We start from the raw sequence: 11,475 nt of genomic DNA on the forward strand, positions 1-11,475 counted from the left end.
GTAGGAACTGAGGCATGACTGAAGACCAACTGGAACAGCTCTGCCTGGAGTGGTTTGCCGAAGGCGGCTGGGAAGTTGCCCACGGGCCGGACCTTGCGCCGGATGGCCCAAAACCCGAGCGGGCGGATTATCGGCAGGTATTGCTGCTGGCAGACATGGAAGCCGCCATCCGCAGCATCAACCCCCACCTGCCGGACAGCGCCGTTGAGCAGGTGGTGGCACAGGTGCGCAAGCCAGACAGCCTGGATACCGTGGTCAGCAACCGTGCCTTTCACCGCCTGCTGCTTGACGGTGTGCCGGTGGAGTACAAGCGTGACGATGAGATCATCCACGACCACGCCTTCCTGATCGATTTCGGCCACCCGGACGCCAACCGTTTCCGCGCCATCAACCAGTTCACCCTTGAAGGCAGCAAGCAGCTGCGTCGCCCGGACATAGTTGTCTTCATCAATGGCTTGCCCTTGGCCGTGCTGGAACTCAAGAGCCCCAAGGCGGAGAACGTGGATATCTGGGATGCCTTCAACCAGATCCAGACCTACAAGGATGAGGTGCCGGACCTGTTTGTCTACACCGAGGCCCTGGTGGTCAGCGATGGTTTCAATGCCCGGGTGGGCTCGCTCACCGCCAACCAGGAGCGCTTCATGCCCTGGCGTACCCTCAAGAGCGAGGATGACAAGCCGCTGCTGGACTGGCAGCTGGAAACACTGGTGCGGGGTTTCTTCGACCGGGAGCTGTTCCTGGATTACATCCGCTACTTCGTGATCTTCGAGATCGCCTCCGACAAGCTCATCAAGAAGATTGCCGGCTACCACCAGTTCCACGCCGTGCGTGAGGCGGTGCGGGCCACGGTGATTGCGTCGGCCCAACCCCAAGGTGTGGAGATCAAGCGCGCCACCTACGGTGACGACGTGGTGCCAGGCAGCAAGAAGGCCGGGGTGGTCTGGCACACCCAGGGTTCCGGCAAGAGCATTTCCATGTGCTGCTATGCCGGCAAGCTGCTGCAGCAGCCAGAGATGAACAATCCCACCCTGATAGTCGTCACCGACCGCAACGACCTGGACGGCCAGCTGTTTGCCACGTTCAGCGCAGCCAGGGAGCTGCTCAAGCAGGAACCGGTGCAGGCACAGGACCGCGAAACCTTGCGCCGTCTGCTCGCCGAGCGCGAGTCTGGCGGCATCATCTTCACCACCGTGCAGAAGTTCGCCATCCTGGATGACGAGAAGGGCCACCCTATCCTCAATGACCGCCACAACATTGTGGTGATCTCCGACGAGGCCCACCGCAGCCAGTACGGTCTGAAAGCCACCCTCAAGCAGGATGGCACTTACAAGTTCGGCTACGCCAAGCACATGCGCGATGCAGTGCCCAACGCCTCCTTCATTGGTTTCACCGGCACGCCAGTCGCCACCGAGGACAAGGACACCCGTGCGGTGTTTGGCGACTACGTCTCCATCTACGACATCCAGGATGCCGTGGACGATGGTGCGACCGTGCCCATCTACTATGAATCCCGCCTGGCCAAGCTGGACATCAACCGGGAAGCCATAGACGCACTCTCGGACCAGGTAGAGGAAGTCGTTGAGGATGAAGAAGACTTGGGCTCCCGGGAGAGAACCAAGGGCGAGTGGAGCCGGCTGGAGAAACTGGTCGGTGCCGGCCCCCGGCTGCGGGAAGTGGCGGAGGACCTGGTCAATCACTTCGAGACCCGCTCGGCGGTGATGGAAGGCAAGGCCATGATCGTGGCCATGAGCCGGGAGATCTGCGCCCATCTCTACAATGAGATTGTCACCCTGCGGCCAGACTGGCACGACCCCGACCCAGAAAAGGGCACCATCAAGATCGTGATGACCGGCTCCGCCTCAGACAAGGCGCTGCTGCAACCTCACATCTACAACAAGCAAACCAAGAAACGCTTGGAGAAGCGCTTCAAGGACATCAACGACCCCCTCAAGCTGGTGATCGTGCGGGACATGTGGCTGACCGGCTTCGATGCGCCCTGCTGCCACACCATGTATGTGGACAAACCCATGAAGGGCCACAACCTGATGCAGGCCATCGCCCGGGTGAACCGGGTATTCAAGAACAAGCCAGGTGGCCTGGTGGTGGACTACATCGGCATCGCCAATGAATTGAAGCAGGCACTCAAGACCTACGCCGACGCCAAGGGCAGGGGCGCACCCACCCACAGCGCCGAGGAGGCCTTTGCCATCCTGCTGGAGAAGCTGGACATCATCCATGGCCTCTTCGCCAAGGGGCCCAAGGGCGCAGGCTTTGACTACAGCCGCTTCGAGGACCAGGCCAACCAACTGCTGATCCCTGCCGCCAACTACATCCTCGGCCTGGAGGACGGCAAGAAGCGCTTCCTGGATACCGTGCTGGCCATGAGCAAGGCCTACTCCCTGTGCAGCACTCTGGACCAGGCCCATGCCTATCACAAGGAAGTTGCCTTCCTCTCCGCAGTGAAAGCCGCCATCACCAAGCACACCAGCGTGGACAAGAAGCTTACCCAGGAGGACAAGAACTCCGCCCTGAAGCAGATCCTCGACAACGCCATCGTCGCCGATGGCGTTACCGACGTGTTCGCCCTTTGCGGCCTGGACAAGCCCAACATCGGCCTGCTCTCCGACGAGTTCCTGGAAGACGTGCAGCAAATGCCCTACAAGAACTTTGCCGTGGAGCTGCTGGAGAAACTGCTCAAGGATGACATCCGCTCCGCCACCCGCAACAACGTCGTCCAGGAAAAGAAGTACGGCGACCGTCTCCAGGAAACCCTGCGCAAGTACAACAACCGCGCCATCGAGACCGCCCAGGTGATCGAGGAACTCATCGCCCTGGCGAAGCAGTTCCAGGCTGAGCTGGAGCGTGATGCCGCCCTAGGCCTGAATCCGGACGAAGTGGCCTTCTACGACGCCCTGACCAACAACGAGAGCGCAGTGCGGGAGCTGGGTGACGAGACCCTGAAGAAGATCGCAGTGGAGATCACAGAGAAGCTGCGGCAGTCCACCACCGTGGACTGGCAAGTACGGGAGAGTGTGCGGGCCAAGCTGAGGATCCTGGTTCGCAGGACATTACAGCGGTACAAGTATCCGCCAGATCAGGCTCAGGAGGCGATTGAGCTGGTGTTACAGCAAGCGGAGGTGTTGTCAGGTCAGTGGAATCGATAAGTCCCAGCCAGCCAACTCGATACTGGCAAGTCACTGGAGCGTCAAGGCAGATAAAGAAATGGACGCAAAGGCAGAAAATTGAACAGGGATTTGATCTGTGATTCAGTGTGGGGCACGAAACTGGACATCAAATGGCCTACTTTGCGCGTTGCTCTGTAGTGAGATAAAGAGAAAAATTACCTAGCAAATGGGGGTACATGAATGTCATCACTAGCGGCCTTAGTTAATGAGCGAATCGAGCTGCTCCGCCCGAGGCTGCTTGATACTACCCGTAGAAACCCCCTTATTAACAACGTGCTGACTGCGAGAACGGCGTCTTTCGTACGGATAGTTGATGAAAAGCCGCAAAGCTTTATCGAAATTCTGAATTCCGAATCTGCGATGGCTCTTCAGCCATTGCCGCCACTCGATGACGAGCCGCCCGATGAGAGAACGCCAGCATTTATTACGGCTTTCGAGAACGCACAGGGCATTGATGAGAAGTACATCGCTGAGCTAGAGAAGATTGATTTTGACAGCGATGAGTCCGCTTTCGAGAAGCAGGAAAAGCTTGATCGCGAGTTGAAGGACAGGATAAGAGCACAGTTAGAGCTGCCGCCACGGCCAGCTTCTGGCCAGCACTATGACCTGATCAACCACGCCAAGATTCACAAAATAAACCCCTCCTTTACTTTACCCGACCCGAGCGCGACCGCTACGGACGACCGGTTTGATGACCTTGCCCTTCAAACGTTGCTTTTACCAGCGAATCTCCAGTCTCGACTTGGTCGAATTTACAGTAAGGCTCGCACATACCGTGAGGAGCGCGGTCTCGAAGTTGTCTACGTTGCCGTTGGCTATCTCGACTGGTGTATGCCGGATACTGATCCAGAGCGGGATTCTTTTCGTTCTCCTATTGCGTTGGTACCCGTCGTTCTTGACCGTACTCGGTCTCCCCAAGGGGAGATCTATGAGATTCGCCAGCTGTCGGGCATACGTTTTAACCCGGTACTGAGCCATAAACTAAGGCATGAAGCTAAACTTGATATTGACGAAATAATCCGATGCTTCGAGGGTGAAGATATAGATATCGAGGCCGCGTTTGAGCTGATTGTTTCGAAAAAGCCGAAAAGGATGAAGTGGAACGTCAAGCGCCAAGCCACTTTTGGCATTTTCCCTTTTCAAGGGATCGACCAGTACTACGACCTGAGAACAAGCGATATTGATTTTTCCGAATTTCCGGTTCTGAAGGAGCTCATGCTTGGTCGGGAATCTGGTTCCGAGGGGTGTAGTTTTACCGAGAGCGACACCGAGTCTGAAGAGGCCGTTCGCGTCGTCCCTAACATAGTGCTTGATGCTGATTCTTCGCAGTTCTTGGCGCTGCTTAAGGTCGCCTCAGGAGACAACTTGGCTCTTGAGGGCCCGCCAGGGTCGGGTAAAAGCCAGACTATCGTGAATGCTATTGCAAATGCGCTCCAGTGTGGAAAGCGTGTACTCTTCGTGGCACAAAAAGTTACGGCTCTAGACGTCGTCTACGCGCGCCTACAGGCACTAGGCCTCGATAAATTTGTGCTGCCGATGGTGGGGACGAAAGCAGACAGTGATGCGTTCTATCAAGCACTGATGGAGCGTCTGGAAACAGGCTCTACAGGGAGGTCTCCGGGGGATGCCTCTATTCGTAGGCAGCTGGTGCGGCATCGTGACGTGCTGGCGGACTACATCGACTTATTAACCAGTCGCGTAGCAGGAACGCAGATTACCGTACATGAATTATGGGGTCTTTGTGTCGAGAATCACGACGCGCAGAGTAAGCTACCACTCGCTTTTAAAACGCTACCCGTTGATCTTAAAAAGTACGCCGAGAGCTTTGGCGTACCCGAGTTCAAGGCTGCGTGTGCGGACTTGATCGGCTGGGCTGATGAGCTGTTGGAGCTTTCTATTCCTCCGGGATCGCCGTGGGCGTCCGTAGATTTGCTTGATATTGATATTGCGAAGGTTAATGAGGCGAATGCACGCGGCATGTTGGCGGAGCAGGAGCTAAACCATGTATTGGGTGCGATTGACTCTCAGGCTCTGACCACACTGTTTGCTATTCTAGATCGATATTCACTCAGTGAAGTGTTGCCAGTTCTAAGGCTGGGGCAACACTGGGCGGGTACGGAAGTAGAATATTGGCGTGATATAGTTCATGGTCGTGATGAGGCGTACCGAGAGCTCTCACAGTTTGATGAACTTTACCGAGAACTCGAGTCCATCTGCGAGGCCAACAGTAGCCTCGTAGATGAGGCAATCAGGTTAGCTCCAGCAGCGCCACTATTTCGAGTATATAGCGAGTTTCTTGAACGTCTCAGTTTGAGTAGTTTTGAGGGGCCATTTTTGAGGGCGGCCAGGTCTGAGATTGAGCATGAGCTCGCTATAGCATTCGACTTGTTTGCTAAACGTGAACTACTCGACCGCATGCAGGTCCACTTGGATCCCCCTAGCTTGTATCAAGCGTCGGAGGCGCGCCAAAGACTGTTCTCTAACGATTGGTTCTTCGGATTCGCTGAAACATTATCGATGGCGTCTATACAACGCGATCTCAAGGACGGCCAGATCGCCGCAAAGAAAGCCTTTGCTCTACTCGGTAAAGATCAAGGCCTTCCTGCGGCACGATCTGTAACACAGGTCCAGCGGACAATAGAGAGCGCTGGATTTTTTGCTAGGCGATTTCGTCCATACAAAACAGCAGTAAACACAGCATGTAGCTGGCTCAGATGCACTCCGCGGGAGATAACGAAGGAGGCATTGACTGATGATTTAAAAGAGCTGGCGAGTGCATCTTCTGCATGGGAAGACACTGCGCTCGCAGATTTTCTGCCGCAACCAGAGGCTGAAGTGGTCAAGTCAATCGCGGAAGTCCAGCGGGAGCTTTCCGCATTTACGGGCTTGCTGATCGGGCTAGGATTAAGTGAGTCACAGGTTTCGGTATTGCTCACCACCCCTCTGGTGGATGATCTGGCAGTGAATTTGCGACAGATGGGTCACGTTCCCGCAGCTTGGAGTGACATCAAAGCAAAGCGGGAGACCCTGACAGACAATCTCACTTGGATACGAAATAATGAGGACTTGCTCGCGGAGGCAGAAAAGGTCTGTGTATCGGAGAGGGTATGGAGTGTTGACGAAATGCGACGCTTGTCTGTGGTTTGTGACGCAGCAAAGGAGCGGGTCTCTAAGTTTGATGCTCTAGTAGCTTCTTTGGGGGTGCCGGATGTAGACACGTTAATAGAGCAACGCGAACCCTTACTCGAACTTTCTCGGGTGGCCTCGAGCGGTGATAAGCAAATTATTGAAGGTCTATTGCTCGAACCAGCGTCTCCAGTAGGACTTGCTCTCGATGAGATCAAAGAGAGGGCCGCAGAGGTGGAATCGCTCTCGGACAGGCTTTCCTCGGGCAAGGCGGAGCAGAGGTCGTCGAATAGTTTCTGCGAGGCTGTGAGGTACCTCACCAGCCACCTCAAAGACTCGGACGGATTCAATCTAGTTATCCAGCGTCGCAGTATCGTCACTACTTCTAACCAATATGGGCTCGGCAGCATTCTCAGCGCATTAGTAGGGGAGGGCAGGCTGGAAGACGCGCAGATTCTAGTCCCGGGCGCTCTCTCGTACTATCTCCGTGCACGTGCCGAGGTTGAGCACGGTGATCGCATGCTGAATTTTTCGGGTACAACTCTAAAATCAGCGCGAGAGAAGCTGCAGCAGACTGATCGAAAGCTAATCGCCATGAGCCCTGAGACGGTGTCTGCGTCCGCGATAGCACACGCGGACCCGCCGGAGGGGATTGGGTATGGACGGAAGTCTGACTACACAGAGATGGCCTTGCTTCGACATGAACTGCAGAAGAAGCGACGGATCCCCCCGAGGAAGCTGCTTAAGCGTGCCAATAGTGCGCTTGCCGAGCTGTTCCCATGTTGGATGATGGTGCCCAGCGCAGTTGCGCAACATTTACCCCGGAAGAACATGTTTGATCTGGTGATTATTGATGAGGCGTCACAGATGACGCCGGAAACGTCCATATCTGCTTTAATGCGGGCGTCGCAAGCCATGATTTGTGGAGACACCAATCAGTTGCCACCAACGAATTTCTTCAAGGGTCTTTCAAGTACTGAGGATGAAGATGAGGATGTTGCGACTGATGAGGAATCAATTCTTGAGCTCGCAAATACTCAGTTCCACCCAAAGCACAGACTTCGGTGGCACTACCGCTCCCGTCATGAGGAGCTGATCAGCTTTTCAAATCACTACGTCTACGATGATGATTTGGTTATTTTCCCCTCACCGGGCGGCACCGGCGATAAAATGGGAGTCGGGATAGTTCAGGTCAATGGGACCTTCAGTCGTGGCTTGAATCCTGCGGAGTCGCAGGTCATGGCTGATCACATCGCTGAATTTATGCGGAGTAGCCCTCACAGATCACTTGGGGCAGTGGTGATGAATCAGTCGCAAATGGAGCACCTTGACGCGCTGGTGTTGAGGCTAGCCGAGCATGACAGCGCTGTTGCAGATTACATAGATTACTGGGCAGATAAGGACGATGGCCTAGAGAAATTTTTCGTAAAAAACCTCGAAAACGTTCAGGGAGACGAGAGAGATGTCATATTTATTGGCACTGTGTATGGACGAGATAACCTGGGCAAATTTTATCAGCGAATTGGTCCGATAAATGGTTCGTCAGGTAAGCGCCGATTAAATGTACTGTTCTCGCGCGCTAAGGAGCAAATAGTTACCTTCTCATCTATTCCCCTAGACCAATTTAATCCAAGCGATACGAACGAAGGTGCGCGGCTGCTGAAGCTCTGGCTCCAATTCTCTCAGAGCAAGCGCCTGGGCGAGCGAGTCGTGCATGATGATCGTCGAGGAGTTCCAGATAGTCCCGTTGAAGAGCACGTGATTTCTGCGGTCGAGTCACTAGGTTTTGAGCCTGTGGCACAAGTTGGTGTTTCCAATTATTACATCGACATAGGTGTGAAACACTCGGACTACCCTTTCGGCTATATCTGTGGGATAGAGTGTGATGGTGCGACTTACCATTCTTCGAAGAGTGCCAGAGATAGGGACAGGCTTCGTGAGGAGGTGTTACAACGGCTCGGTTGGGATCTCTACCGCATTTGGTCAACAGATTGGTTTAGGGATCCGTATGGAGAGCGCGAGCGACTCGGTGAATACCTGGAGAGGCAACTGCGTGAAAAAGTTGCCATCATGCCGGAGATTGCTGAACCTCCAGCGTCTGATAGCGAGCAGCCAGTCGCACCAAAGGCTGCACGTCAAGCGCAATCCAGCCAGGGGTTGCTAGACCTAAGAGAAGACGTGCTCGTATACGACGAACAGAAAGAGATTGCATTCGTAGAATCGCGAAACGGTCCAGTAGCCCTTGGCTCAAAGGTCAAGGTGAGATATTTAGATGGGCCGCGTGCTGGTGTGGAGACCAAGTTTTGGTTAACTGACCTACCCGAGGATCATCACGCAGAAGTGCCAGGCTACACGGCGCTGCGCCTAAAAGCGCCTATATGCAAGGCAATCATTGGAGCTTATCAGGGCGACTTGGTGAGCTACGATCTCCAAGATAGCGAGGTCGGTGTCGAGATACTTGAGGTGGAGGCATAGCTCCAAGTTTGGATATGGCAATGGAGGACGGTTCCATTGCCAGTTCATTAGCCACATCCAATAGTCAGTCGCGCTTTGGTTAGTATCCTCCGTATTCAGCATGGTCTCGCTCCCACTGCTCGATCTCAGCGATTCGCCATGCTGACGTGCGCGCGCCGAGCTTTACGGGCGCGGGAATGCGCCGCGCTCTCTACGTTACAGGAAGGCTTCGGAAGATAGTGCGGTCATTGACTGGACATTTAATGGCGCAAAGAGTAACTGGTTACCGCAAAGGGCCTCATACAGAAGATTTGAAAGACCTGTTCTGTGATGAGAATCGACCAATGACTGACTACACGAGGGTCTACTATTGGATTTATCCCGACAAGCTTCAGGTGTTGGCCCGCGATTCAATAATGCGCCACCTTAGTGCCAATGACGCTGCGTATTTCTGGCTGATGAAGTTCTTTCCCATGGCATTCTGGGTGATTTGGGACTCGCCAAAAGGGTATGTGTATCCACAGCTCAGGTCTTTCGACGACTATCGGTTCTTGGATCCAGATGAGGAAGTAGAAATTCCTGTCTTATTAAACGAGATGCCCCATGAGCGGTGGCCTGAAGCCCCAGATGATGAATGAGTTTGCGTCTTTGGCGAGGGCGCGATCGGCGTCGTTGAAAAGAGACCAGGGGCTAGGCGTCAATGAAAGCGCGAGTGCATGAACGTATTTCGAAACCATGCGCCCAAGTAATGTGTAAGCTCGTTTACAAGAAATCAGCATATTCCCTCAGCTTCGACACTGTCTGGGGGAGCTGCTGTTTCTGAAGCGTGGCGAGGAATTGCTCCACAGTGAACGGCGGATTTTTGAGTCCCATGCGCTGCTCTCGCATGGCCTTGCAACATACCGGGGCGTTCATGTCTATCTGATAGCAGATGAAGTCGTCCGGATGGAGTGTGTCGATACCGTAGGGCTGGAGTGCCTGCTCTGGAAAATCCTTGCGGTTGAAGGTAACGATTGCGTCGGCATTACAGCGGATCGCAGCGGCCAGTACATGCCGGTCGTCAGGGTCGGGCAACGACAAGCTCGATATGAGTGGTTCGTGGCCAGTCACCAGGGCATCCCGGACATTGGCATCCATCAGGTCCCGAGCCCGTTCCAGGCTTGGCCGGGTGAAGCTGTCTTGGCGGAGGAGCGCCTGGATCCATTCCTCATGAATCTGGCTTGACCAATGCGCCTTGAACAGATCCGCCAGCGCCAGCCGCATGAGGGTATCCCGCAGCGGTGCGGGGTACAGCACGCAGGCGTCATAGACGACCGTGAACTTGCTCACGGAAGGTCAGTACCCCATCCCCTCTTTCTGCGACAAGGCTGTAAGTTCATCCAGGGAGTCCTTGCGCTGCTGGTCGGTACGCTCTTTGTAAGCCATGACGTCTTTCAGCAGGACCCTGCGGTGCGTCCCTACCTTGCGAAATGGGATCTCCCCCTGTTCCAGCAAGCCAACCAGGAAAGGCCTGCTGACGTTGAGCAGGTTGGCGGCCTCCTGGGTGCTCAGCTCATGGTGATGCGGAACCAGGCTGATGGCGTTGCCCTTGGACATCTCCGACAAAACCTCCAACAGGATCTGCAGGACGTGGCCTGGCAGGATCAGGTCCTCAGTGGGCTGGCTGTCCACCTTCAGCGTCAGTTGCACCCGGTCCACCCCGGCATACTTTGAGAGTGTCCGGCTGGAAACCTTGGCTTGCTCCACTTCGTCCGGATTGGGGAGGTGAAGGATCTCTTGTGCACCCATGCTCTGTACTCCTGATTTGCTGCTATGCCCGATCTCGAGTGGCACCCTGAGCACCGCCGAACTCTACCATAAACGAAATAAACGAAAAAGAGGTAAGGGCGAGTGACGGGGTCTGCGGAAACCCCTCGTGCCTTCAGACTCATTTCATGTTGGACAAGGCTGGCTCTACCGGGGCCCGATGAAGGATGGTAATCTAGCTCAGTGGGGCCTTTGACAGCCCCGCAGGATTCGAACCCGCACAGTGGGTCCACAGCGACGGTATCGCTGTCGGTATCGGTTCTTTGTAGGCGGAGAAAGCCTTTAAATATTAGTAGGTTGTAAGGACTTTTCGGGCGGTCTCACAGCTTTCTCGGCACATAGGTAACAGTCTATTCCCCGCGCGGGCCGCCGATTGTATAGGTAACATTTTTGGATTGAAGGGATTCCTCCCTACGGTTCCACCTTGTTAAGCGCCCTGTCGAAGAAGCCTAGATCATATTCCAGGGAGCTGGGTTCCGGCCTCCCGGCCGCCAGACCTCGTCAGCAACCTCTCTAATCCCTGCATGTTGGCCCGCAAAGATCGTGTTGAGGTCTACAATCGCCTGACCGAGGTCATGGGCTTACGCTCCAGGCCAACGACAGCGCGCGCCCTGCGCCGGGCATGCGCTGTTACAGGTCGCATCTGCTTGGGCGAACGCCGTCAGTAAATTTTACAACCCGCCGGTACCGCACATTGCTGGTTGGCGCTAACTTCATGTTTTAATGAATTAAAAGCTAGGTTGGCGCGAGTATTGCTTAACTCATGAGCATCCAGAAAACTGAGGTAAAGAGATGTCTTTGAAGGTTCTTGTTCGTAATGCGGCTGTTGGTGTTTTGATGTTTGGGGGGGTTGCTGCGGCAACTCACGCTAACCTGATCACTAACGGCACATTCGATACTGATT

General features: G+C 54.7%; 6 protein-coding genes. 3 read left to right on the plus strand and 3 right to left on the minus strand.

From position 1 onward, the window contains the following. The first annotated feature begins 14 nt into the window (after positions 1–14). Positions 15–3,164, plus strand: coding sequence for a type I restriction endonuclease subunit R (locus R3E49_RS03540; RefSeq protein WP_371293770.1), 3,150 nt, complete (start codon positions 15–17; stop codon positions 3,162–3,164). Positions 3,165–3,365: 201 nt separating this feature from the next. Then, positions 3,366–8,786: a DUF4011 domain-containing protein gene (locus tag R3E49_RS03545; RefSeq protein WP_371293771.1), complete on the plus strand. Its 5,421-nt coding sequence runs from the start codon at positions 3,366–3,368 to the stop codon at positions 8,784–8,786. Positions 8,787–8,865: 79 nt separating this feature from the next. Here the strand turns inward: R3E49_RS03545 and R3E49_RS03550 are convergent, their stop codons facing one another. Then, positions 8,866–8,964 (minus strand): helix-turn-helix transcriptional regulator, encoded by a 99-nt coding sequence (locus tag R3E49_RS03550; protein ID WP_371293791.1) that lies wholly within the window; start codon positions 8,962–8,964, stop codon positions 8,866–8,868. A 64-nt stretch (positions 8,965–9,028) separates the two neighbouring features. Between R3E49_RS03550 and R3E49_RS03555 the strand changes: the two genes are divergently transcribed. Further along, entirely contained in the window at positions 9,029–9,403 is a 375-nt protein-coding gene (locus R3E49_RS03555; protein WP_371293772.1) for a hypothetical protein, read from the plus strand. A gap of 124 nt (positions 9,404–9,527) precedes the next feature. Here the strand turns inward: R3E49_RS03555 and R3E49_RS03560 are convergent, their stop codons facing one another. Next, positions 9,528–10,094 carry a putative toxin-antitoxin system toxin component, PIN family gene (locus R3E49_RS03560; RefSeq protein WP_371293773.1) on the minus strand — a complete coding sequence of 189 codons (567 nt, stop codon included), beginning with the start codon at positions 10,092–10,094 and terminating at the stop codon, positions 9,528–9,530. A gap of 6 nt (positions 10,095–10,100) precedes the next feature. Beyond that, complete coding sequence (locus tag R3E49_RS03565) at positions 10,101–10,553, minus strand: helix-turn-helix domain-containing protein (protein WP_371293774.1); 453 nt, start codon at positions 10,551–10,553, stop codon at positions 10,101–10,103. Between the last annotated feature and the right edge of the window lie 922 nt (positions 10,554–11,475).

The organism is Haliea sp. (assembly GCF_041395985.1).
GTDB lineage: Bacteria > Pseudomonadota > Gammaproteobacteria > Pseudomonadales > Halieaceae > Haliea.

Bases quoted from the DNA above. Each gene is read 5' to 3' on its own strand.
- R3E49_RS03565 (WP_371293774.1), bottom strand. From the start codon at position 10,553: ATGGGTGCACAAGAGATCCTTCACCTCCCCAATCCGGACGAAGTGGAG.
- R3E49_RS03540 (WP_371293770.1), top strand. From the start codon at position 15: ATGACTGAAGACCAACTGGAACAGCTCTGCCTGGAGTGGTTTGCCGAA.
- R3E49_RS03545 (WP_371293771.1), top strand. From the start codon at position 3,366: ATGTCATCACTAGCGGCCTTAGTTAATGAGCGAATCGAGCTGCTCCGC.
- R3E49_RS03555 (WP_371293772.1), top strand. From the start codon at position 9,029: ATGGCGCAAAGAGTAACTGGTTACCGCAAAGGGCCTCATACAGAAGAT.